At 37.5% G+C, this 25,566-nt stretch carries 20 protein-coding genes; 8 read left to right on the top strand and 12 right to left on the bottom strand.

What is annotated here, in order from left to right; all coding sequences use genetic code 11:
- Positions 1–106: 106 nt before the first annotated feature.
- Positions 107–1,048 (top strand): 1-aminocyclopropane-1-carboxylate deaminase/D-cysteine desulfhydrase, encoded by a 942-nt coding sequence (locus H592_RS0102670; RefSeq protein WP_051368917.1) that lies wholly within the window; start codon positions 107–109, stop codon positions 1,046–1,048.
- A 136-nt stretch (positions 1,049–1,184) separates the two neighbouring features.
- Here H592_RS0102670 and H592_RS0102665 read toward each other — a convergent pair whose 3' ends face one another.
- On the bottom strand, positions 1,185–3,098 hold the full coding sequence (locus H592_RS0102665) for an EAL domain-containing protein (RefSeq protein WP_028867387.1): 1,914 nt from the start codon (positions 3,096–3,098) through the stop codon (positions 1,185–1,187).
- A 225-nt stretch (positions 3,099–3,323) separates the two neighbouring features.
- Here H592_RS0102665 and rsmC point away from each other — a divergent pair, with 225 nt between their 5' ends.
- The 4 genes from rsmC to glgA all read left to right on the top strand — a co-directional run bounded on the left by rsmC (position 3,324) and on the right by glgA (position 8,562).
- Complete coding sequence (gene rsmC, locus H592_RS0102660; protein ID WP_028867386.1) at positions 3,324–4,373, top strand: 16S rRNA (guanine(1207)-N(2))-methyltransferase RsmC; 1,050 nt, start codon at positions 3,324–3,326, stop codon at positions 4,371–4,373.
- A 118-nt stretch (positions 4,374–4,491) separates the two neighbouring features.
- Positions 4,492–5,730, top strand: a complete 1,239-nt coding sequence (gene glgC, locus H592_RS0102655) for a glucose-1-phosphate adenylyltransferase (RefSeq protein ID WP_281170592.1) — start codon at positions 4,492–4,494, stop codon at positions 5,728–5,730.
- A 55-nt stretch (positions 5,731–5,785) separates the two neighbouring features.
- Positions 5,786–7,009 (top strand): glucose-1-phosphate adenylyltransferase, encoded by a 1,224-nt coding sequence (gene glgC / locus H592_RS0102650; RefSeq protein WP_028867384.1) that lies wholly within the window; start codon positions 5,786–5,788, stop codon positions 7,007–7,009.
- 80 nt (positions 7,010–7,089) lie between these two features.
- A complete protein-coding gene (gene glgA / locus H592_RS0102645) occupies positions 7,090–8,562 on the top strand; it encodes a glycogen synthase GlgA (RefSeq protein ID WP_037070788.1) in 1,473 nt (490 codons plus the stop codon).
- Positions 8,563–8,751: 189 nt separating this feature from the next.
- On the opposite strand, the gene cysG is transcribed toward glgA, so the two are convergent.
- The 4 genes from cysG to H592_RS0102625 all read right to left on the bottom strand — a co-directional run bounded on the left by cysG (position 8,752) and on the right by H592_RS0102625 (position 12,877).
- Complete coding sequence (cysG, locus tag H592_RS0102640; protein ID WP_028867382.1) at positions 8,752–10,170, bottom strand: siroheme synthase CysG; 1,419 nt, start codon at positions 10,168–10,170, stop codon at positions 8,752–8,754.
- A gap of 249 nt (positions 10,171–10,419) precedes the next feature.
- Positions 10,420–10,818, bottom strand: coding sequence for a CBS domain-containing protein (locus tag H592_RS0102635; RefSeq protein WP_028867381.1), 399 nt, complete (start codon positions 10,816–10,818; stop codon positions 10,420–10,422).
- A gap of 133 nt (positions 10,819–10,951) precedes the next feature.
- A complete protein-coding gene (mdh, locus tag H592_RS0102630; protein WP_028867380.1) occupies positions 10,952–11,887 on the bottom strand; it encodes a malate dehydrogenase in 936 nt (311 codons plus the stop codon).
- 219 nt (positions 11,888–12,106) lie between these two features.
- Complete coding sequence (locus tag H592_RS0102625; protein WP_051368915.1) at positions 12,107–12,877, bottom strand: transporter substrate-binding domain-containing protein; 771 nt, start codon at positions 12,875–12,877, stop codon at positions 12,107–12,109.
- A 200-nt stretch (positions 12,878–13,077) separates the two neighbouring features.
- Between H592_RS0102625 and argR the strand changes: the two genes are divergently transcribed.
- Both argR and H592_RS0102615 read left to right on the top strand, forming a co-directional pair.
- Positions 13,078–13,530, top strand: a complete 453-nt coding sequence (gene argR, locus H592_RS0102620; RefSeq protein ID WP_028867378.1) for a transcriptional regulator ArgR — start codon at positions 13,078–13,080, stop codon at positions 13,528–13,530.
- A 223-nt stretch (positions 13,531–13,753) separates the two neighbouring features.
- Positions 13,754–14,191: a type IV pilin protein gene (locus tag H592_RS0102615; RefSeq protein ID WP_281170591.1), complete on the top strand. Its 438-nt coding sequence runs from the start codon at positions 13,754–13,756 to the stop codon at positions 14,189–14,191.
- A 327-nt stretch (positions 14,192–14,518) separates the two neighbouring features.
- Here H592_RS0102615 and H592_RS0102610 read toward each other — a convergent pair whose 3' ends face one another.
- The 5 genes from H592_RS0102610 to H592_RS0102590 all read right to left on the bottom strand — a co-directional run bounded on the left by H592_RS0102610 (position 14,519) and on the right by H592_RS0102590 (position 22,099).
- Positions 14,519–16,441, bottom strand: a complete 1,923-nt coding sequence (locus H592_RS0102610; RefSeq protein ID WP_028867376.1) for a transglycosylase SLT domain-containing protein — start codon at positions 16,439–16,441, stop codon at positions 14,519–14,521.
- Between the two features lie 126 nt (positions 16,442–16,567).
- Positions 16,568–18,160 carry an ABC transporter ATP-binding protein gene (locus tag H592_RS0102605; protein WP_028867375.1) on the bottom strand — a complete coding sequence of 531 codons (1,593 nt, stop codon included), beginning with the start codon at positions 18,158–18,160 and terminating at the stop codon, positions 16,568–16,570.
- The gene (locus H592_RS0102600) at positions 18,157–19,206 is read right to left on the bottom strand and encodes an ABC transporter permease (protein WP_037070784.1); all 1,050 of its coding nucleotides are present in this window, start codon (positions 19,204–19,206) and stop codon (positions 18,157–18,159) included. Before H592_RS0102600 ends, H592_RS0102605 begins: the two co-directional genes overlap by 4 nt.
- The gene (locus H592_RS0102595; protein WP_028867373.1) at positions 19,206–20,285 is read right to left on the bottom strand and encodes a microcin C ABC transporter permease YejB; all 1,080 of its coding nucleotides are present in this window, start codon (positions 20,283–20,285) and stop codon (positions 19,206–19,208) included. Before H592_RS0102595 ends, H592_RS0102600 begins: the two co-directional genes overlap by 1 nt.
- Complete coding sequence (locus H592_RS0102590) at positions 20,285–22,099, bottom strand: extracellular solute-binding protein (protein WP_084296183.1); 1,815 nt, start codon at positions 22,097–22,099, stop codon at positions 20,285–20,287. Before H592_RS0102590 ends, H592_RS0102595 begins: the two co-directional genes overlap by 1 nt.
- 322 nt (positions 22,100–22,421) lie before the next feature.
- Here H592_RS0102590 and hpf point away from each other — a divergent pair, with 322 nt between their 5' ends.
- A complete protein-coding gene (gene hpf, locus H592_RS0102580; protein ID WP_028867371.1) occupies positions 22,422–22,832 on the top strand; it encodes a ribosome hibernation-promoting factor, HPF/YfiA family in 411 nt (136 codons plus the stop codon).
- Between the two features lie 339 nt (positions 22,833–23,171).
- Here the strand turns inward: hpf and tyrA are convergent, their stop codons facing one another.
- On the bottom strand, positions 23,172–24,302 hold the full coding sequence (tyrA, locus tag H592_RS0102575) for a bifunctional chorismate mutase/prephenate dehydrogenase (RefSeq protein ID WP_028867370.1): 1,131 nt from the start codon (positions 24,300–24,302) through the stop codon (positions 23,172–23,174).
- Between the two features lie 10 nt (positions 24,303–24,312).
- Positions 24,313–25,380 (bottom strand): 3-deoxy-7-phosphoheptulonate synthase, encoded by a 1,068-nt coding sequence (locus tag H592_RS0102570; RefSeq protein WP_028867369.1) that lies wholly within the window; start codon positions 25,378–25,380, stop codon positions 24,313–24,315.
- Positions 25,381–25,566: the final 186 nt, after the last annotated feature.

Genomic DNA, 25,566 nt, shown 5'->3' with positions numbered 1-25,566 from the left:
TCACAATCAGATCAGATAATTAAGCGCTCAATCATGCATATCATGATAAATTTAACTCGTATAAGGTACAAAAAACTGTCATTTTCCGTTATAGGTAATAAAGTAAATGAGATTCACAGAAAGCAGTATATATCAGCAACTGCCTCCTAGCCCTTTGCAATCAATCAATCTCCCTTTCCTCACGGCTCACGGAGTAAAGCTCTCAATAAAACGAGATGATTTATTGCATTCAGAGATATCCGGCAACAAATGGAGAAAACTAAAATATAACCTATTGCACGCAGAAAAAAACCATCAGCAACATATACTTAGCTTCGGAGGGGCATTTTCTAACCATATTCATGCTCTGGCAGCAGCGGGTAAACACTTCAATGTAAAGACCACCGGCATCATTAGAGGCGAAGCGCACTATGCAGCTAACCCTACACTGTCACAAGCTCAGCAATGGGGCATGCAGCTACAATTTGTGGATAGAAAAACCTACCGTTTAAAAGAGCAGGCTGAATATTTACAAACAATACAATCACAATATAGCGATGCTTATATTATCCCTGAAGGTGGTAGTAACGATTTAGCCCTTCCCGGTGTAGAAGAGATATGCATAGAATTAGCGCAGCAATCTGAGCAACCTATAGATCATGTTTTTACCGCGACAGGCAGCGCGGGCACTTTGGCAGGTTTAATCAGCGGCACATTAAAATACTCTCCCGAAACACAAGTTCATGGCATTGCAGTACTTAAAAATGCACACTATTTAAGTAACACTGTCACCCACTTTGTACCTCAAGCAAACGCGTTAAATTGGCATTTACATACTGACTTTCATGAAGGAGGCTACGGTAAGATATCGTCATCCTTAGCGAATTTTTGCCATCAATTTACACAACAAACAACAATCCCGATAGAACCTATCTATACAGGGAAAATGTTTTATGCACTATGGCAATTAATTGAACAAGGTTTTTTTCCTGTTGGAACGCATATAGTGGCCGTTCATACCGGAGGGTTACAAGGACTAGCAGGGTTAAAAGCACAACAAAAATTTTAAACGTTGCTGTGCTTATTGATTCTCGGATCAGAAAAAGAGTCATCAACGTTATAAAAAAGCTGCCTGCTTGGTAACAATGCAAGCGGATTAGTAAAAGAGCTATCAGCTTAGTAGCAACGATTTACGCTTAGCAGTGCTAAATACTCATTGCCTGAGGGGTCGAAAATAATGATCCTTGCGCGGCATAAATACCCAGTCGCAACAGACATTCCCACTCTTCTTTACTTTCCACACCAACAGCAATCACTTTCGCATGACTATTCAAGCAACTAGCCATTAAGCTTTGTACTGCGATTTGATTAGTTTTACGATTATGAATATCACGGATTAAACTGGCGTGTAATTTTAAGTAATCAATATTAAAATCCAGTATATAGGAGGTATTGACCACTGACTTACCGACATTATCCACCGCAATCTTACAACCCACTTTTTGTAAAGCATTTAAGGCAGAACGAAGTGCAAAATAATCTTTATCAATCAAATGCTCTGACACTTCAATCACTAAATTATGGCGAATTTGCCGAGTTTGTTGCATCAACTCAAACATAAACCATTGATGATTCTTTTTATTCATCAGAAGGTGAGCACCTAAATTAACCGCGATAGGCTTAGACAACTCACCACGCATCACTAACAACGCCAATACTTTTTCTAGCATTTGTTTGTCTATTTGATCACTTAAACCACACTTTTCAGCCATTGGCATAAAAGTACCGGCGGCAATAATTTCTTTTTGGTATCCAATAATACGCGGCCACAACTCGCAATATAAAATACTCATGCCATCGCGATGCATAAGATGTTGTCGATACATTAACAGCGCTTGTCTATCTAAAATATCTGTTAATAATGCACGCCAACGCACTGTTCCTTTGACTATGACCGCTTGATTTTTATCTTCCTCTGACAAGTGCCAACCACTAATTTTCTGATGCTCTGCGACTAATAATGATTGATTAACATCATCGATAATATGCATAGTTTTAGCACCAAAAGGAAAATTAACTACACCAACGTGATAGAAATTATCAGTCCAAGTGGCATCTGGCAGGAGTAGTTGAGACAACAGTTTAGCTAACTGTTTAGCAGCTATTTTGGTTTCTTGGTAGGACATCTGTGGTAATAGGATCACAAACTCTGACTTCTGAACCCTGCCATAAAAACTATCGTCGTAGCGAGCACAAAAGTGGTGCAATAAATCAACAACCTGCTGAATGATTTTTTCACCTTCAGCGGCACCAAACTGGTGTTTAACTGCACTTAACTCAGTCAAACTAATTAACATTAAGGTGCTAGCTAAAAAATTTTCATCCATCGCTACTGCATCTAACCTATTTTCAAAGGCTAAGCGATTACCTAAACCGGTATCTTCATCTAAGAATACTTTTCCGCGAATATGTGTATCAAAGATACTTCGCTCTTTACGGCTGTTCTCTAATCGCTCAGATAGCACATCCAAAGCTTTACTCGCAGCTTTTGGCCACTCACCTTTTTGTGCAAAACGAGCAGTGGGATTATTTTGTAATAGATAACGAGCGCGGCGTTCTAATAGCTCGGCACCATAAAAAGAACGTCGCATCCAACGAATGGCAAACCATAATAAGCTAAGGCATAAAATAACTGCTGAGGTGATCCCTAATAATGGCCAAAAGGTAAATTTGAGATCAGAAAAAGGCTGTCGAGTGTGTATTATTACTCGAACACTGGGGTAATACTTTAGATCATAGTCATAGCGTAATAATAATCGAGAAGGAAAATAGCGTCGCCCTTCATAATAATTTTGATAAACAATTTGCTGATCCCGCTCAACACGTAAACGAACCACTCCCGAGGCATCCAGCACATCAGGTAACCAGTGATCAAATTGAGTGATAGTAGTTTGCTTCGCTACTTGCTTCTCAATAACTTGAATAATGCTATCAATACGTTGCTGATGATACTTCAAGGACAAAGCACGTAAACTAACCATACCGCCTGCCAGTACCAACGCAATACAAGTCAACACAATAGCACTCGTAATAAACGTAAATTTATTAGTAAACTTCATAACATCCCTGTGACAAACTATTTTCCATGATTAGGTGAGTAATCGTTAAAATACCCTTATAATACTGCCCTCAGACTCTATAACCTAATGACTTAAACGCCCATGTTTATGCATTTTAGGTATATATACCCTTACAGCTCAAATACATTACCAGCTGTAAGGTCGAAGTAGCGTGGATATATGATCATTCAAACTTTTAATCACAAGCTGTAATAGGACTTTTATATGGCCTCTAATCAAATTTATTCAAATCCAAGTCAAGTTTTACAGCGTAATGAATCTTTATTTTCCGGAAAGTCTATTTTAGTGGCAGGTAACATTGATGATAATTACCCCATTCATTTACAAACAATAGCATCATCAAGTTGTTTTTGTTTTAACGATTATCGTTATTATCATCAATTAGAAGGCCAACTAGGATCTTCTGAAGTTCACTTTACCGCAGACTATAAAGGCAGAGATGATCAAGAGAAGTTCGATCTATTATTGATTTATATCCCTAAAGCAAAAACAGAAATTGAATATTTACTGGCAAACCTGACTCCTCACCTAAAGCAAAATGCGGATATTGTATTAGTTGGAGAGAAAAAGTGTGGGATAAAAAGTGTCGCGTCTCTGTTGACTCCCTATGCTGAAAATAGCAACGCCATTGACTCTGCTCGTCATTGCAGCATTATTTATGCGCAGCTAACTAAACCCGTCGCTACTTTTGACCAACAACAATGGATAAAAGATTACCAGCTTAATATTAATGATGTCTCTCTTACCATTCGCTCATTACCTGGCGTATTTAGTTTTGGTGAATTAGATAAAGGTAGTGAACTGTTACTCAATAATTTGCCCGATCAATTAAGTGGAGACGGCTTAGACTTTGGTTGTGGTGCTGGCGTGCTCTCTTGCTACCTGCTTAAAAAGCATCCCAAATTAAGCTTAGATTTAATTGATGTTAACGTTTACGCACTTGCTAGTGCTAAATTGACCCTAGAAAAAAATAATTTACACGCGAAAGTGTTTGCATCGGATGTTTTTTCCAACGTAAGCAAAGAATATGATGTATTGCTTTCGAACCCTCCCTTTCATTCTGGTCAAAAAACGAACTATGACGCAGCAGAAACATTTATAAATCAGTCAATTAAATTTTTGAAAAAGAAAGGAAAATTGACTATTGTTGCTAATAAATTCCTACGCTATGAGCCACTTTTAACCCTTACTTATAAAAAATTCATTGAAAATGCCCAAAACAATAAATTTAAAGTATTGAGCTGTCTCAAATAATCATCAAGCAGGCATTTCATAACTTTGTTTTTATTGCTAATGTCAGAAAGTTGAAATTATTAAATAATTGGACAGGCGCTATCGCCGTATTGGCATAGCTTTTTATTATACAAAATATGTGGAGGCTTTTATGGCTGGTATTTTGGCTATGATTCTTGCTGGGGGTGAAGGCTCTCGGCTTTTCCCATTAACCCAGAACAGAACCAAACCCGCCGTGCCTTTTGGCGGCAATTATCGATTAGTAGATTTTGCATTAAATAATTTCGTAAATGCAGATTTAATGAAAATTTACGTTCTAACCCAATTCAAATCTCAATCTCTGAATATTCATCTACGCCGAGCTTGGCGACTTTCCAGTATTTCAGATCGTTTTATTGAAGCAATACCCGCTCAGCAACGTGTAAGCAAAAACTGGTATTCAGGTACCGCAGATGCCATCTATCAAAACTCTCGTTTTATCACCAAAAATGAAGCAGAACATGTTTGTATCTTTGGTAGTGACCATATCTATAAAATGGATGTGCAACAAATGGTTGATTACCATAAAGAAATGGGAGGAGACTTAACAGTTGCAGCAATTCGAGTGCAAAAAGAACAAGCTTTCCATTTTGGTATCATCGAGATTGATGAAGCAGGCCATATGATTGGATTTGCAGAAAAACCTTCTGTTGAAGATGCAAAAACAATTCCTGGAGACCCTGACCATGTATTAGCTTCAATGGGTAACTACATTTTCAAAGCCGACACACTAGTGGAAGAACTTGAAAAAGATGCTGCAATAGAAGACTCTAGTCATGATTTTGGTAAAGACATTATTCCTAAACTATTCCCTCAGGGTAAAGTTTTTGTGTATGACTTTAGTAAAAATAAAATACCAGGTGAACCAGAGCATGCATATTGGCGTGATGTAGGTACCATCGATTCCTATTGGGAAGCGCACATGGACTTATTAAGCGACAATCAACCTATTTCTTTGTATAACAAGCATTGGCCTTTACACACTTACCATCCACCGTTACCACCAGCAACATTCCGAGATCAAGGTGACTCAGTAAGTCACGTTTCTAAATCCCACCTTGGAGCTGGTTCGTATATTAATGGTGCAACTATCGAAAATTCTATTTTAGGTTTCAGAACACATTTATGTACCAATGCAGAAATCAAAGGCTGTGTTTTCCTAGGTAACGCTAAAGTTGGTAGTGGTGCACGCCTCACTAATGTAATACTAGATAAGAATGTAGAAATAGCTCCTGGCATGGTGATAGGTGAAAATTTAGAAGAGGATCGCAAGCACTTTACTGTCTCTGAAAAAGGCATTGTTGTGATTGCAAAAGGTAGCCGTGTGGGTTTTGATTAAACTGGCATAGGATTACAAATGACTATTTTTTATATTACTTAGATGAGGTTTTCTCATGGCAAAAGTTCTCTCGATGATTTTAGCAGGTGGTGAAGGTTCACGCCTGTACCCCTTAACCCAATCGCGCACCAAACCATCTGTGCCTTTTGGAGGAAGTTACCGTCTAATTGACTGTGTACTTAATAATTTTGTAAATTCTGACTTATTACGTATTTACGTACTGACTCAATTTAAATCTCAATCTTTGAACGATCATCTTCGTGAAGCTTGGGAAGTAAACAGCTTTACTGACACTTTTATCGATGCAATTCCTGCGCAAATGCGTAAGGGTAAGCATTGGTACAGCGGTACAGCTGATGCAATTTATCAAAACTTACAATTTATCCAATCAGATGATGCAGATACCATTTGTATATTCGGTAGTGACCATATCTACAAGATGGATATCCGCCAAAAACTTGAATTTCATAAACAAAAAGATGCAATATTAACCGTATCCGCGATCCGCCTACCTAAAGAACAGGCTTATCACTTTGGTATTATCGAAGTCGATGAAGAAGGTCGTATGATAGGTTTTGCAGAAAAACCAACTGTAGAAGATGCCAAAACGATCCCTGGCGACCCAGACCATGTACTGGCATCAATGGGTAACTACGTTTTTAAATCTGCAGAGTTGCAAAATGAATTGATCCGCGATGCAGCAGATGATGAATCAAGTCATGACTTTGGAAAAGATATCATTCCTTATTTAATGCCAAGCGGTAAAGTTTTTGTGTATGACTTTACAACTAATAAAATCCCCAATGAAGAAGGGGAAGCTTACTGGCGTGATGTGGGTACGATTGAGTCATACTGGGAAGCGAATATGGATTTGATTAAATCCGTACCGCCTATCTCTTTTTACAATAGAGCGTGGCCAATGCATACACATTATCCACCACTTCCAGCAGCTAATTTCCAAAATGATGGCGATATCACCTGTAGTATTCGCCGCTCATTGATTTCCGATGGTGCACTAATTGTTGGTGCAACGGTCAGAAAATCAGTTCTTGGTTTTAACTGTTTTGTTGGTCAAGGTACGGATATTTATCAATCAGTATTATTAGGTGATACTAAAATCGGTAAAAATTGCGTTATTACCAAAACAATTATTGATAAAGACGTAAGAATTGCCGATGGAATAGAAATTGGTGTTAATCTAGAGGATGATAAAAAACGCTTTACCGTTTCTGACGAAGGTATTGTAGTTATTCCGAAAGGATCTAGAATCGGTTTTTAAACCAGTACAATGATTTTAAAAGCCACTATTTCTGGTGGCTTTTTTATTGCTATCCATGGCCTATACCAAAGGAGGTCCCAGTGGATTCTCAAAAATTAAAAATTTTATTTATTTCGTCTGAAGTTGAAGGTTTTTCTAAAACAGGTGGCCTTGCAGACGTAGCAAAAGCATTACCGCTTGAACTTCGCAATTTAGGCCATGAAGTGGTTATTATTACACCATTTTATCGCACCATTGAACACCGTGAACATGCTCAACAAGTGCATCAATTAACCTTGCACACAGACTCTTCTCGACCAGACGTACAGTTCACAGTAAAAGAGTTATCACTGGATGGGATTAAAGTTTTAGCCATTGATAATGCACATTATTTTGACCGTGCAGGCTTTTACGGTGAAGAAAATAATGCATACCAAGATAATGGAGAACGTTTTGCATTTTTCAGCTTAGCATCGCTATTAACTTCATTAGCTGAAGGCTTCTCTCCTGATATCATTCATTGTAATGATTGGCATACAGGTTTAGTACCTTACCTATTAAAAACACGTTTCCATGACCATTCTCATTTTGCACACACCAAAACTGTGCTGACCAGCCATAACTCTGCATACCAAGGTATATTTGAAAAGTCACAATTAAACCTGATCCCAGAAGTTAGCTCATGTATGGATGAACGCGTTTTAGAAAACTTCAGTTATATTAACTACTTAAAAGTCGGCGTTATTTATGCAGACAAAGTAAATACCGTTAGCCCTAATTATGCGAGTGAACTATTAACACCTTTAGGCTCCCATGGTATGTCACATCACTTTATTGAACGTATCCATGACTTTGAAGGAATTTTAAACGGCTGTGATTATAATGATTGGAGTCCTGAAACAGATAACCTAATTCCATTTAACTTTAACCATGAAGATTTATCTGGGAAAGAAAAATGTAAGCAAGCATTACAACAAGAAGTCGGTCTTGAAGTAGCTGATTTGCCTATTTTTGGTATGGTTTGTCGCTTAACGGATCAAAAAGGTTTTGGTTTAATTCTGCCAATTTTAGAGCGTTTTTTAAAACATAATGTGCAACTGATCATCATAGGTTCTGGTGACCCTGCTATTACGGGCCATTTAACCGCCTTATCTGAACATTATTCAGATAAGTTTAAGTTTGTTAATACTTACAGTAATAAATTGTCACACTTGGTTGAAGCTGGAGCAGATTTCTTTTTAATGCCATCTATATTCGAACCTTGTGGTTTAAACCAATTATACAGTTTAGCCTACGGCACTTTACCTGTAGTGCGTGCAGTTGGAGGCTTAAAAGATACCGTTATTGATTATGACCAAGATTCAGAACATGCAAATGGCTTTATGTTTTATGATGCCAACCCAGATCAATTATTAAATCTGTTACGCCGTGTGGTACTGCTTTATATTGAGCACCCTGAAGAGATGTTGCGTTTAAAAACACAGGCAATGCAATCGCATTTTTACTGGTCAGATTCAGCAAAACATTATGAACGCTTATATCAACGAGCATTACACTTACACCAGCATTGGTAAAATAAGTCAACAGAACAGATGGGTAAAGTAAGTTACTGTTACTGTTACTGTTACTGAAGAGAGTATAAAAAAGTATTATTGCTGAAAGAGTAAACTGTAAATAATAAAAAGCCTGATATTGAATCAGGCTTTTTTATGGGTATCAGTAAACGATTAGCTCAGTAATTTTTTAGCAGATTAAATAGCTGTTTATGACAAATCAACTAAAAAAGGGTCTCGGGATAACTTTTTACTTTTTTCTGGATTAAACCAAGCTAACTTAGAAGACAGCTCAACCACTTCACCTATAATCATTAATGTCGGCCCTTCAAGTCCGCCACCGAGCTTAGAGAGCTCAGATAACGTCCCTGTGATCACTTGCTGCTCACTACTGGTTCCTTTGTTAATTAATGCAACCGGTGTATTAGCATCGCGACCATTCACTAACAAATTAGTTTGAATGTCTTGCGCTTGTAATAGCCCCATATACACAACTAATGTTTGGTGCGGAATAGCTAGTGCTTTCCAGTCTAATGCTTGTCCATCTTTCTTTCTATGCCCTGTTACAAACGTCACCGATTGCGCGTAATCACGGTGAGTTAAAGGGATCCCGGCATAAGCACTACAACCAGAGGCAGAGGTAATACCAGGAACAACTTGAAAAGCGACACCTGCTTCTACTAGTTCTTCTAACTCTTCACCACCACGCCCAAAGATAAAAGAGTCACCGCCTTTCAAGCGCACTACTTTTTTACCCTGCTGTGCAAGTTCCACTAACATTTGATTAGTGCGAGACTGTTCAACTTCATGCTTACCTGCCGCTTTACCCACGGAAATTAAATCCGCATCGCGGCGTACTAAATCAAGAATTTCTTTTGAAACTAATCGATCATACAACACCACATCCGCTTGCTGCATTAACTGTAAGGCTTTAAGCGTTAGCAATGAAGGATCGCCTGGTCCTGCACCAACTAAAGCCACGTCGCCCTGTGCGACTTCTTCAGTGAGGTTGTCTTCCATCAACTGTTGTGCTTTTTCCATTTGGCCTTTTTGTAATAAGCTAGCTAAATCTCCATTACCAAACAGCTTTTCCCAATAACGGCGACGTAAAGACTCCTTGGTGATCACTTGCTTCACTCGGTGTCTAAAATCCCCTGAGATCTTTGCTAGACGGCCAATATGCATGGGTAATAAAGCTTCTAAACGTTCGCGTATTAAACGTGCTAATACAGGCGCTTTACCACCGCTAGAAATGGCCACAACAATAGGTGAGCGATCAACAATAGACGGCATAATGAAGCTACATAAATTAGGTTCATCGACTACATTCACTAAAATCTGTTTTTGCTCAGCAAGTTGTGCAATATGTTCATTCACATGATGCTGATTAGTAGCAGCAATAACTAACCATTTATCAGTGATAAGCTCATCATAAAAAACTTCTTTGATAACCGTTAACTGATTATTTTTAGCTTTTTCTAATAATGAGTCACAGATTTCCGGAGCACAAACGGTAATAGAAGCATTAGCTTTTAATAATAAGTGAACTTTACGCGCAGCAATATCACCACCACCCACAACAAGGCAATGGCGGTTATTAAGTTTGGTAAAAATAGGGAGATAATCCATGTAAATCTCAGGGGGTAATTAGTCAATACACACACTATAAAGAATAATTCATACAATATAAAATATTTAAAGCACATTATTTATGACGTTTATGTATATACCAAGAGACTACACCATCAAATTAACTCTGTAGTGAATACTGTTATTATAAAATATCGTCACAATCTAACTGAGGAAACTAATAAAGCAGCCCCAACTAAGGAGTTATTATTAGTCAGGGCAGTAAGTTTTTATATTAACGCCCAATTATTATTTGATCAGCGCGCGAACACCATCGTGAATAGTAAATATCCCTTCAATATTATCGCCTTCAAGTACCGGTAAACAACTAATATCATGGGTTAACATCAATGCCAGCGCTTCTTTAACTGACACTTCTGGAGAAACAGTAATAGGACTGCGCGTCATCACTTGGTGAGCGCGACGTTGCATCGTTTCAGTATCACGTACTAACTCTGATTCTGTATACAAATAGGGGCTGAGTATTCGCAAAATATCACGGTCAGATATAACACCACACAATTTCCCCTCTTCAACTACCAATAAGTGATGAGACCCTAGTTGGGATAATATTTCTTGGATCGCAGGAATACGATCATCCATTTCGATTGTCACTACGCGAGCGGTCATTGCTTCTGCAACTTTCATATAGCGATCCTTTTAAAAATTAATTCATTAAGTAACTATTAATAAGCAATTACAAGCTTAAGTAATTATAGGCACAAAAAAGGCCAGCATCGCTGACCTTATTAATAATATTGTATAAAAAACTAAAAAAAGATTAGCCGTTTATAAAATCAACACCTTCTTGGATATCTTTGTTAAGTGTTTCTAACATATCGTTTTTAGCTTTTTCTTCAAAGGCTGATAATTTACCGTATGATAAAATTTCAACGACACCGTTAACACCTAAGCGTACTGGGTGAGCGAAGTAAGGAGCATCGCCGCCGTCAATATCAACGTATGCGTAATCTACAACGTCTTCGCCTTGTAAACCTTTAACTAAAGATAAACAAAAACGAGCGGCAGCAGCACCCATAGATAAAGTAGCAGAACCGCCACCAGCTTTAGCATTTACAACTTCAGTACCCGCATTCTGAATACGTGGTGTTAATGCAGCAACTTCTTCTTCAGAGAACGTGACACCTTCAACTTGAGAAAGAAGTGGTAAAATAGTTGTACCTGAGTGACCACCAATTACTGGAACTTTAACTTCAGCAACGTTTAGGCCTTTAAGTTCAGCAACAAATGCTTCACTACGAATAACATCAAGCGTCGTTACACCAAATATACGGTTTTTATCGTAAACACCTGCTTTTTTGAAAACTTCAGCAACGATTGGAACAGTGCCATTTACAGGGTTAGTGATAACACCAACTAATGCTTTAGGACAGTTAGCAACAATGCCTTCAGCTAACGTTTTGATAATACCAGCATTCACTGCAAATAAATCAGCACGGTCCATACCTGGCTTACGTGGCATACCCGCTGGAATAATTACAATATCAGCACCCGTTAATGCAGCGCCTAACGCGTCAACACCAAAACCTTCAACTTTAACTGCTGTTGGGATATGTGATAAATCAACCGCTACACCAGGAACAACAGGAGCAACATCGTATAATGCTAGCTCAGAACCAGCTGGTAGTTGAGTTTTTAATAATAATGACAACGCTTGACCGATACCACCTGCAGCACCAAGAACAGCAACTTTCATATTTTTCTCCAGTGAAATAAAATGTTTAAGTATGTATAGCCATCACCAAACAAAATGCTTTATTTTGCATTTCTAATGATAATAGAAATAAGATTAGCCTTGTCATTCTAAAGTGAATAAATACGCAAGTGTGAAATATGTTAAGTAATTGTGAGCAATGTAAAAAAGAAAGGTCTTTTATTTTCTATAAAATGCTGATATTAGGACTTTAAAAATTAATTATGGAAAATATTGCTGATAAATTTTGGCATAAGTACCATTCTCAACTATGAGCTTTAATCCTGTATTTAAACGTTCACGTAACAGATCATTACCTTTTTTTACCGCAATACCGTAACCTTCAGAAAACTCTTTAATAAAGACTTCTTCAGTGCGGCTAATTACTAATGAGTCGCCTGTCAGTTGTTGGCTTGAAAGTTGTTTACTTAAAAAATCATTAACTACAGCAAAGTCTGCAAAAACGGCATCTATTCGTTGTAGTTTTAAATCTTCGAATGCTGCTTGAGATGAAAAATAAGGCACGATGTAACTATTGTCTCTCGCGTATTTAATCAAGTAATTTTGATTTGAAGTATTAGCCTGTACGCCGATGAATTTTCCGGAGAGTGAAAACTGCCCTTGCAACGGTTCTTTACTAATAAAAACCGGAGGCACTTTATAATAACTATCACTAAAGTCGACGGTTTTTAAACGTTCAGCAGTAATGTCTAACGCGGCAATAACGGCATCATATCGACCAAAAGGTAACGTTAATAGTAAACCATCAAAGCGGTGATGTTCAAAAGTGCATTGCAAATTAACTTCGTGGCAAATTGCTTTAGCAATATCAATATCAAAGCCTTTGATCTCTTTATCTTTAGATAAATATTCAAAGGGATAGTAATTACTATCGGTAGCAAATTTAACCTGCATCTGAGGCATGATCTCAGCGCTTATTGCAGTAGCAAAGAAAAACATAATAAGCGCCAATAGGCGAGTAACAGAGATCATAATGAATCATCCTTGATATTGGCAATTTATTGCAAATTTTAGCAGAAGTACCAGCAATAAAGTAGAGACTCTCAATGTAAATAGAACCGTTTAGCCAAAAACGAATAAATATGCAAAAAAAGTGACATTTAATCTATTAACCTACGGTGCATTTAGATTAAGATATGGCTTTTATTATAATGCAATTATGGAATTAGCAAATGCGACAGACCTCTGAACTAATGGACTTCTTTAAAGGCTTGCTTAAAAAAGAACATTTAAGCTCACAAAGTGAGATTGTCGATGCATTGATCGGCGCTGGATTCACTCACATTAATCAATCTAAAGTGTCCCGTATGTTAAGTAAGACAGGCGCGGTCCGTACACGCAATGCAACGGGTGAAATGGTATATTGTTTACCTGCAGAACTGGGCATTCCGACGACCACCAGCCCACTAAAAAACTTAGTTGTTGATATCGACAGAAATGACAGTTTAATTGTTATCCGTACTAGTCCAGGCGCAGCACAATTAATTGCACGTTTATTAGACTCGATGAGTAAAGCAGAAGGTATTCTAGGAACGATAGCCGGCGATGATACGATCTACATTGCACCAAGTAATACGCAAAAAATAGAAGAAACATTGGCAGTAGTGCACAAACTATTTGATTAAAACAACCATCACTATTGATTTAAAGTGAAATTAGGTCTTTTATCAATATGGAACTCAGTAATAACTCAAGTAATAAGTAACTCGAATTCAGTTTAAATCGTTATAGATAAAAATGACGAGCGAAGATACTCCCCGCTTCCTCGTTTTTTCGAGTATTTATTCAATCTCTAAAAAATTAATAACAAATATGGGAGCGAGCGATAACCTATACAGGTAGGTGATTATGCTGATAGTTAATAATAAAAAATTAAAAATAAAAAAGCAGCGCGCTTTTACACTCATTGAGCTATTGATAGCGATTGCTATTTTGGGCCTATTAGCAGCTATCGCTTATCCCTCGTATCAAGGATTTGTTATAAAAACACGACGAGCAGATGCTCAAAGTGAACTGATTAAAGCACAAATAGAACAAAGCAGTTTTCGCATCACTCATCCTACCTACATATCTAATGCATCCTCTGCGGGTCTACCTTCAAATAATCAATACTATACTTTTAGTATTGTGTCCGCCGCTACACACACCTACACGCTAAAAGCCGAAGCAAAAGCCACAGGTAGTCAAATCAATGACGAAAGCGACTGTAGAACGCTTTATATAGACCAGAGCAACACTAAAACAAGCGATGGTAACCAGCAAAATAATGTTTGCTGGATTAATTAAAAGCATTTCTGCCTTCAATTCAATTTCTAGATCAAGTGAACTACTATGAACAATATAAATCCAATCACTGTAGTACTACATATGCAGGGAGCAGAAGTATTTTTTAGAAAGTAGTGTTTAATTGGCAATGCTAGAAGGTAATGTTTAGTAGGTAATGCTAGAAAAGTAATATTAAAATGGGCAGGCTTAGAAACTACTATTTAGAGATATTTAAAAATAGCCCCTGTAAATAATGTTCTGCAGGCTTTTTCTCTACAGAACATTTATTAATGACCTTGTTAACAGCTAACGACAATTAACGGCCAACTATTTATTCTTAAGTCATCATTAATAACGAGCTAAAAATTCTTTCTGATTCAAAAACTTCAATGGTTTTCCTAATACATGTTGATAAATAACGTTATAGGCTAAAACACTTTGCACATAGGCACGTGTTTCATAATAAGGGATGGTGTCTACCCAGCTATCTATTTCAATCCCAATATTGCCATTTTTCTTGTTCGGCGTTACCCATCTATCAACTCGGTGTGGGCCTGCATTATAGGCAGCTGTTGCTAACACTCGATTACCGTCATAACGTGTTAATAGGCCATTAAAGTAAGCGGTGCCTAATTGTACGTTGAGCGCGCCTTGGTTAAGTTGTGAAACTTCATTATATTCAGTCAGATCAATCTTACGCGCCGTTTCTTTTGCTGTTTTAGGCATTAATTGCATATAACCACTTGCACCAACAGGTGATTTTGCATATTCATCAAAACTACTTTCACGACGTGTAATGGCATAAATATAAGTATCTTCTAAATCATATTTGTTAGCCGCTTTTATAAATATTTCTGGTTTTGCCGTTGGGAAACGAATATTTAGTGCATTCCAACTTTTAGAGTTAATACTCGCTAGTACGGATAAATGTGCCCAGCCTTGATCATAGGCGTATAATCCTAGCTTCTGTTGAATCTTCTTATTTTGTGTATTTAAAAGGCGTTGCCATTGCCTTTTAGCCTGTATCCTCAATTGATGAAACAATAACTCATCAATCACCGCCAGTTCGCCACCTAAAGAGTTCAAACTATCCTTCTCTTCGACAATAGTTTGTGCATTAAGAGAAAAATTCAAACCTAATTTTTGAGATGCCATAAAACCATGAAAATTACGATTTTTTGCCACCTTTTCATAAATAGACTTTGCTTTATCTGCTTCACCGGCTTGCTCTAATACTTTTGCTTGCCAATATAACCATGCAGATGAATAACGTTGCTCATCTGGTAACTTACTTAACCAGTAACCTATATTTTTCCAGTCACTACGTTTAATCGCATAACGGATACGCTGCTCAACTAAAGACGCGTTGTTTAATGACGGCAACTCTTTGTCTAACCAAGAAAAATAGTTAGTTTTATCACGCTGTACAATAAGTGTCGCAAATTGCTTTTTGATTGCATTGGTTTCAGTAGCGGTAAATGCAATTTTTTTATCAAACTGCTGATAAGCTAGCATCGCTTTAGCTAAGTCTTTTCGTGCTAGGCGTTTAATACTCGGCACTAAAAAACGATAACTTTGGACTTTTCGAGAAGCAAAAAGATCACTGTCTAATAAACTTTTAGGATCTTTATGTAGTTCATATAATTGAGTCGCTAAGGCAGCTTTGTCTTTATCCATTCTTGCAGTTAAAAAACGCATCAAGCCTTGTTTATTTTTAACAAAAGCTAAGTTAAATCGCTGCCAGATATCCTCTTGTGTCAAGTTTTTGTGCGCTTGATAATAAACATAAACATCATCACAGGCATTCGGTAATGAAGTACTAGATAACCAATACTTTTGTGCATCGGGCCATGCTTTTTCGCTTTGTCCGGTGGCAATAGAAGCTTGCAGGTAATAACACTTTAAAACGCGATTATTCGGCATTTTAGGGTAAGCGGTTAAAAACTGTTTCCAATTTTTTTGTTTCGCTAAATAAAAGAGATATGAGCGCTGTAAATCATCACTGACCACTTTACCTTTATGCGTTTTAATAAAGTTTATAATATCGGCATCACTGACCGTCGACATATTCGCATTCAAATAATTGTATTGGGCGACATAAGCAAGCGGATAATCAGCAATATCATTAATATTCAGATTGGCTTTTTGCCACTGTTTTTTTTCTTGTAAGTCTAAGGTATCAGTAAAAATATTACGCTGAACATCTAAACTTAGGGCGCTGGCGAAGTTTGATGCAGAAAACAACAAACAACCTAAAATTAATTTTTTCATAACACCTCAATGGAAACAATAAATGAGCTGACTATGTGTACATTTTATCTACACATAGTCAGCTGTATATGAACTTAGCAAGCTTTTTACAAATTTAACTCTACTTTCACAATGTTAACTATCTTTTCATAGAATAGTCGAAGATATCAACTCTTGTGTATAAGGGTGCTTTGCTTGCGCAAATAACTGTGAAGTTAGCCCCTCTTCAACGATTTCACCTGCTTTCATCACTAATACACGATGACTAACGGCTTTCACCACCGATAAGTCATGACTAATAAATAGATAGCTTAATGAAAACTCATGCTGCAGCACTTTCAATAACTCAATAATTTGTTTTTGAATACTTCTATCTAATGCCGATGTCGGCTCGTCTAACACAATCAGTTTTGGCTTTAGAATCAGTGCTCTTGCAATAGCAATACGTTGACGTTGTCCACCTGAAAATTGATGTGGATAACGGCTTGCAGCACTTTGTTCTAACCCAACTTTAGTTAATACTTGGGATACTTGCTGACTTATTTCTTGATCACTTAACTTTTGTTGATGATTAAATACATGTACGCCTTCAGCAATAATATCCTGTACCGACATCCTTGGGCTTAAACTCGCATAGGGATCTTGAAATACGATTTGTAATTGCTGACGCAAAGCCTGTAAATCATTTTTAGCTAAAGACTGAACATCTTTTCCCAAGTAAACAACTTGCCCTGTACTTTTATTCAATTGCAATAGCGCCTGTGCCAAGGTGCTTTTCCCCGAACCGCTTTCACCGACTAAAGCAAGTGTTTCACCCTCATGTATTTTTAAGGATACATTTTTAACCACCTGCAATGACTGTACCGTTTTGCCCCAAAAATTCTTTTTCATTGCAAAACTAACATTAATATCATGCGCTTCAAGAATCACCTTTGCATCGATTAATTCAGGCATTTGACCTGTAGGTACCGCATTTAACAGCTTTTTAGTATAGGCATCAGCGGGTGATTTAAATAACCTGTCTGTTTGTTGATACTCTACTTGCTTGCCTTTACACATAACCAGCACATGGTCAGAGAATTGACGCACTATATTCAAATCATGCGTAATTAATAAAATCCCCATATTTAAACGTTGTTGTAGTGATTTTAATAACCTCAAAATTTGTTTTTGAATCGTTGCATCTAACGCAGTAGTAGGCTCATCGGCAATTAATAAGTCTGGTTCATTAGCTAATGCCATCGCAATCATCACACGTTGTCGCTGCCCACCTGATAACTCGTGTGGGTAAGCATTTAAACGTGATTGTGGGTTTTTGATCCCCACTAATTCTAACAACTCGATAATACGTAATTGTGCTGCTTTGCCCGTTAGTCCCTTATGAAGCAATAAAGTTTCTGCAATCTGCTTTTCAATATTGTGCAAAGGATTCAAGGAAGTCATCGGCTCTTGAAAAATCATGCTAATTTTATTGCCTCGCACCACCTCTAGCACTTTTTCTGATTTACCCATCAATGACTGACCTTGAAAGATAATATCGCCCGTTGGATGATGTGCATGTGGGTAAGGTAGCAACTGTAAAACCGATAATGCCGTTAATGACTTACCGGAGCCACTTTCGCCAACAATCGCTAATGTTTTACCTTGTTCAAGACAAAAACTGACGCCAGATACTATCTGCTCCTGTGCAAAACTCACCGACAGGTCATTAATTTGTAATAAATAATCGACTTTACTCATAGTGTTTTCCTCGGGTCAAAAGCATCACGAGCAGCTTCACCAATAAAGACTAATAACACCAAAATGCTTGATAATGAGATAAAAGCAGTAATGGCCAACCAAGGAGCATGTAAGTTTTCTTTACCTTGAGAAATCATTTCACCCAATGAGGCAGAGCCTAAAGGCAGACCAAAGCCTAAAAAGTCCAAGGATGTTAATGTGGTTAATGCACCAGTAAATAAATAGGGCATAAACGTTAACGTCGCTATCATGGCATTCGGCAGAATATGCTTAAACATAATTTTACTGTCTTTTACGCCCAGGGCTTTGGCCGCTTTAACGTAATCTAAATGGCGTCCACGTAGAAATTCAGCACGCACTACACTGACAAGACTTGGCCAACTAAATAAAATCATCAAGCCTAATAACCAAGTAAAGGTTGGCTCAACAAAACTGGCTAAAATAATCAGCATAAATAACATTGGCAAACCTTCCCAAATTTCTAATAAACGCTGCCCTATTAAATCAATTTTACCGCCATAATAACCTTGAATAGCGCCAACGATAACGCCGATCACTGAACTTACCAGCGTTAAAGATAAAGCAAAGATCACCGAGATACGAAAACCATAAACCAATCGCGCAACGACATCTCGCCCCTGGTCATCGGTGCCTAACCAATTTAAAGCATCCGGCTTTGAGGGTGCGGCACTCGTTAGCTCATAATTAATTGAATCATAGTAGAAAGGAATTAACGGCCAGATCATCCACCCTTCTTTATTAATTTGTTGCACCATATAAGGGTCGCGATAATCAGTAGTGATATCAAAATCACCACCTAAATCTTGCTCTGGAATATCTTGGACGATTGGGAAATACCAATTCGACTGATAGGAAACCATGATCGGCTTATCATTCACCCACACTTCTGCGACTAAACTTAATAAAAATAAAAAACTAAAAATCCACAGTGAGTAATAACCGCGTTTATTAGCTTTGAATTGTGCCCACCTTTGATGGTTACTCGGATTCTTTTTAATACGTTGCCAAGCGAGTAATAAAGACATTATTGCCCCTCAAATGTAATACGTGGATCAATCAAGGTATAAGTCACGTCGCTGACTAACTTAAGCACTAATCCTACTAAAGTGAAAATATACAGAGAGCCAAATATAACTGGGTAATCACGTGAAATGACCGCTTCAAAACTTAATAACCCTAACCCATCTAAAGAAAAAATAACTTCAATGAGCATTGAACCAGTAAAGAAAATGCCGATTAAAGCAGCCGGTAATCCCGCTAATACTAACAGCATCGCATTACGAAAAATGTGCCCATACAGAACACGATTTTTAGAACAGCCTTTAGCGCGCGCTGTGATCACGTATTGTTTATTAATTTCATCAAGGAAGGAGTTTTTGGTAAGCATCGTTAACGTAGCAAAACTGGCTAATACGCTGGCAAAAATAGGTAAAGTTAAATGCCAGAAATAATCTTTTATTTGCCCAAACCATGAAAGCTGCTCAAAGTTATCGGACGTTAATCCACGTAAAGGGAACCAGCTATAATAAGAACCGCCCGCAAATAAAACCACCAGCATAATGGCAAATATAAACGCTGGAATGGCATAACCGACGGTTACTATCGTACTTGTCCACACATCAAAACGACTACCATGTGCAGTGGCTTTTTTAATGCCTAATGGAATTGAAATAAGATAAGCGAGTAATGTCGTCCATAAACCTAAAGAGATGGATACCGGCATTTTCTCATAAATTAAATCAATGACGCTTTTATCTCGATAAAAACTATCACCAAAATCAAAGTTAATGTAACGCCAAAGCATTGAAAAATAACGTTCATGCAATGGTTTATCAAATCCATATAACTTTTCTAACGCTTCAATATATTCAGGATCAACCCCCTGTGCGCCGCGATATTTACTGTCACTTGAGCCTTGTTTTATTTCACTATTAATGCCGGAAGTCACTCGAGAAGTTGCGTCGGAATCAATGCCTTGGTATTTAGCAATCGCTTGTTCAACGGGTCCACCTGGAGCGACTTGTACAATAAAAAAGTTTAAAGTCATAATGCCAATCAAAGTTGGAATAATCAGTAGTAATCTTTTTAATATATATTGATGCATTATTGGCTTCCTTCGCTAGTAGTCACACCAGAGGAAGCTTTTAGCCACCACGTATCCAGTCCGAGGTCATAATAGGGTGAGACCTTAGGACGAGAGAATTTATCCCAATAAGCGATTCTGTAAGCCGGTAAATACCATTGCGGAATAACCATATGTTGCAATAATAAAACACGGTCTAGAGCTTTAGTTGTATTCACCAATTGTTCGCGCGTGGTGGCCATAATAAGCTGCTGTGTTAATGCATCAATCACGGGAGAACAAATACCCGCCCAATTAGAAGTTCCCGCATCATTAGCTGTATCACACCCCCAAAAGCTAGCTTGTTCATTGCCAGGTGAAATAGATTGTCCTTTACGTAAAGACAACATATCAAACTCAAAACTATTTAAACGATTAATAAACTGAGAAACATCAACTAAACGAATATCTGCTTTGATGCCAATACGTTGCAAATTACGACGAAAAGGATGAATAATGCGTTCAAAGTCTTTGCTATATAGTAAAAACTCAAAGCTTAATTGTTCGCCTTGTTGATTTTGCATTTTGCTATCTTTTAACTGGTAACCTGCCTCGGCCAATAATGCTACCGCTTCACGCATTTGCTGTCGAACATTGCCATTACCCGATGTTTTATTGGCTTTTATTGGCTCAAATACAGACGCTGGAAGCTGTTCTTTATAAGGTAATAAAATAGCTTGCTCTGCAGGTGAAATCTCACTTTGGGTTGCCAACTCTGAACCAGAGTAGAAGCTATCAATACGTGTGTACGCATCATAAAATAATGTTTTATTCGCCCATTCAAAATCAAATAATAGCGAAATAGCTTCCCTTACCTTTGGGTCTTTAAACTTATCTCTTCGTAAGTTAAACCAAAAACCTTGCATACCCTGTGGCGTTTTATCTGCAATCGTTTCTAATAAAATGTGCTGTTTATTAAATTGCTCGCCCACATAACCTGTAGACCAACGTTTTGAAGAGGTTTCTAAGCGATAATCAAAGGCGCCAGATTTAAAGGCTTCAAAAGCAACTGAATCGTCACGATAATAATCAACGATAATATGGTCAAAATTATGACGCCCTTTATTAACGGCGAGGTCTTTTCCCCAATAATTTTTAACACGTTGAAAAACAACCTGCTTACCGGCATCAAAACTTTCTATTTGATAAGGCCCCGAACCGACAGGCACAATCAGTCCACTCTTAGAAAAGTCGATATCTTTCCAGAAATGCTCTGGAAGAATTGGGATCTGCCCAATAATTAACGGTAATTCTCGGTTACCCACCTCTTTAAAGTGAAAGGTTACCTGTAATAAAGCATCAACGGTTACTTTTTCAACACCTGCATAGTAGGAACTAAAATGCGGTGCACCTTCATTCACTAATAAGTCAAAACTAAACTTCACATCGCTAGCGGTGATCGCTTCACCATCTTGAAAAGTAGCTTTAGGGTTAATTAAAAAACTAACAGAACTAAAGTCATCTGCGACTTTAACTTGTGAAGCAATTAGAGCGTATAAGCTAAAGGGTTCATCGGTTGATTGTTGCAATAACGTATCATAAATACGTGTTATGCCGCTGGCAGCATTTCCTTTAACAATAAAAGGGTTTAGTGAGTCAAAACTGCCAATACTAGCTTGCTTGAATACTCCACCTTTTGGTGCATTCGGGTTGGCATAATCAAAGTGTTCAAAATCAGCGTCATACTTAAGATCGCCATACATGCTAATCGCATTATTCCATGATGCACTTTGAGCGCCAATGCTCACACTAAATAGCATATAAAATAGGCAGATACGTATAAGCTTATTAATCATAATAGAAAAACCAACACTGGTTGAAAAATATAGGAGTAGTAAAGATAACAAATACTTAGTTTAATAAAAGGTTTTTAAATGAAAAAAGAAGATATAAAAAACAGTGAAGTAAATCGCGGAACTTATTCACTCCAAAGTGGACTAACTTTTAGGTTTCAACAAGTAAAAGTTGAAGTTTTTTTAAGAAAATATGGTTAGGTCAAAGAATTACTTTGTTTATCTAAAAGGGCTATAAAGTGTGATCTAAGTCGCTTTTAATTTACAGTGAAAAGCCTAATCTATTTATGAACACAACAAGTGTTACAACAAAAAGGTGTCCTATATGAGAATTGAAATTACTAGCAAACAAATGACTATCACAGACACAATGCGCGCAAAAGTAGAGGAACGTTTTGAAAAATTAGAAAAACTACAAACTTCTCTTATCAATCCCCATTTTATTATCACTAAAGAGCCTAAAGGCATGAAAATTGAAGGTACTATTGGTGTACCAAACGGTAAAGTTTTTGCTCACGCAGAGCATGATGATTTATATGTTGCCATCAATCAATTATTCCAAAAAATTGAACGTCAACTAAATAAACATAACCATAAAGATGAAGCAAACCGTGCCAAGAATAATGGTAAAGACTTATGTCGTAACGGAGAAATTTCAGGAGAGCCTATTGAAGAGCCAGAAGTTGAAATTGAATCAGATGCTGAAATCAAATTAAATAAAGAGTTTGCTGCATAATTGTTATCAACAAGATGGATTAAAGTAGCTAGCTTTAAACAATCTTAAACAGTTTAAAAAATAATTAAAAAAGCAAATAAAAGGAGGTTAAACACCTCCTTTTTCGATCTTGGCAATGAATAAACTAACTTAAGTCCTAAACCTAACTGCTAAAGCTAATAACCAGCTCCATCGTAAATCTAGACATTAAGCCCAATCATCAAGTTAAACCTAGCATCTAAAGCAAGAAGCTAGGTCTAATAGCTGAATCTAATAGCTAAGTCTAATGACTAAGTATAAAGCCTGTCCCAACAACCAAGCTTAATAAACAAGCCTAATAAACTAGTACATTAATTTATACTATGACTTAGTTTCGTAATGACGATTATCGTGTACTTGCTGAAGCATCACTCTGCTTTCATCAAGGAACAGCTTAGAATAGTCACCCATCCAATTGGTCACAGATTTAAAGCGGTCAATAAACTCTTCACGATTGTTTGCTTCCAATAACTCAATCGCATCCGCGAAATGTTTATGGTATTGCTTGATCATGGTTAAGTTACTTTTTTGCGACAAAATAATATCTGCATATAAAGCAGGCTCTTGTGCAAATAAACGTCCGACCATCGCTAGCTCTAAGCGATAAATAGGCGAGCTTAAGTCTAACAATTGCTCTAAATCAGCATCAACTTCTTGCAAATGTACACCGTACACAAAACTCGTAAAATGACGTAGTGCTTGGATCAAAGTCATAGACTGATCGTGTGTTGGTGCAGCAACAGGATACAAGTGCGCGCCCCAAATTTTCATTTGGTCAATCAGCCATTGATACTTCTCTGGGTCACGACCATCACAGTACACAATCACTTGCTTTGCAAAGCTTGATATATCTGGACCGAACATTGGATGTAAACCAACCACAGGACCTTTATGAACAGCTAACATCTCAGTTAAAGGGGAGTCCTTAATACTGGTGATATCGGTTAAAATACAATCTTCAGGCAAGAAAGTAAGTTGCTTGATCACATCAACAGTGACATCAATTGGCGAACCCACAATAACGAGTCCCGCTTTGCTACAAATAGCTTCAGCTTGATCCCAGTTACTACGGCCTAGAATATCAACGTCATAGCCAGATAGTTTAAACATCTCGACAAAACGCTGACCTAGCAAACCATTACCACCAATGATCACAATACGCTTCATATCAGGATTAACAGTTTTAAAGCCAGTATCATTTTCACTAGCATAAGACTCACGCATGGTACGGCGTAAAATATCTTCAATAAGGTTGGCTGGCACACCTTTTTGCTCAGCTTCTTCACGACGTTTAGCTAACATCGCGGCTTCGCGCTCTGGCACATAAATAGGCAAGCCATGCTTAGTCTTAACTTCGCCAACTTCTCCTACAAGGCGTAAACGCTCTGCTAATAAATCAATGATTTGCTGATCAACAGCATCAATCTGATCTCTTAATTTAGTTAAAGGCATAATTTACTTCTTATTTGTTCTGGACTGTATCTTTCAATAATACTGCCGCTTCATCTAATAATTCACAGGTAGTTTGCCAATCAATACACGCATCTGTAACTGATACACCGTATTGTAACTGCTCAGCAGGTAACGATGCTGGTTGATTACCGGCATTAATATTACTTTCTAACATAATACCTATAATAGATTTATTGCCACCAACTACTTGCTGGAAAACATTTTTTGCAACTAATGGCTGTAATTCATGATTTTTACTAGAGTTTTCATGGCTACAATCAACAATTAAAATATTTTCCATTTTAGCTTTAGTTAATGCTTGCTCAGCTAATGCAACATTGATTGAATCATAATTTGGTTTACCACCGCCACCACGTAAAATAACATGGCCATCTTTATTACCAGCAGTTTGCAATAATGCACTTTGTCCAGACTGATTAATACCCATGAAACGATGTGGTGCAGAAGCTGATTGCATTGCATTAACGGCAGTAGAAAGACTACCATCGGTGCCATTTTTAAAGCCAACTGGCATTGATAGACCACTCGCCATTTCACGGTGAGTTTGAGACTCCGTAGTACGCGCACCAATTGCTGACCAGCTAAATAAATCACCGATGTATTGTGGGCTAATTGGATCCAATGCTTCAGTCGCGATAGGTAAACCTAACTCTGAAATCCATAACAATAATTCACGCGCTTTTTTCAGGCCGGCTTCAATATCAAATGAATCATCCATATGAGGGTCGTTAATTAACCCTTTCCAACCCACTGTAGTACGTGGTTTTTCAAAATAAACACGCATAACAATATATAAAGTATCTTTATATTGTTCATGTAACTCTTTCAAACGGGTTGCATAGTCTTTTGCAGCTTCAACATCGTGAATAGAACAAGGACCACAAATCACTAAGAAGCGTGGATCTTTTTTATGCACAATATTAGAAATAGTTTGACGAGATTCATGAATGAATTGATAAACACTATCAGAAGCCGGTAAAGAGGCTTTAAGCTCTGTTGGTGTAATTAAAACTGTTTCTGATTGGATGTGGATATTTTCATTTTGTCGCGTAGTCATTTTGCTCTCATTCATTATTAATAATAAAAGCATCATAGCATAGCGAAATAATAGATCATGTGATTAAGCGATAGAGGCCAGATAAATGCAGATTTAGTCAAAAATAATACATAAATTATCAGGCTTTGTTTTACACTGTAGGACAGGATTTTGTTTTTTTAATTGATCTCATGAGATTTAAGGTGT

The organism is Psychromonas arctica DSM 14288 (genome assembly GCF_000482725.1).
Taxonomy (GTDB): Bacteria; Pseudomonadota; Gammaproteobacteria; order Enterobacterales; family Psychromonadaceae; genus Psychromonas; species Psychromonas arctica.
This window is presented reverse-complemented; position numbering and strand designations above follow the sequence as displayed.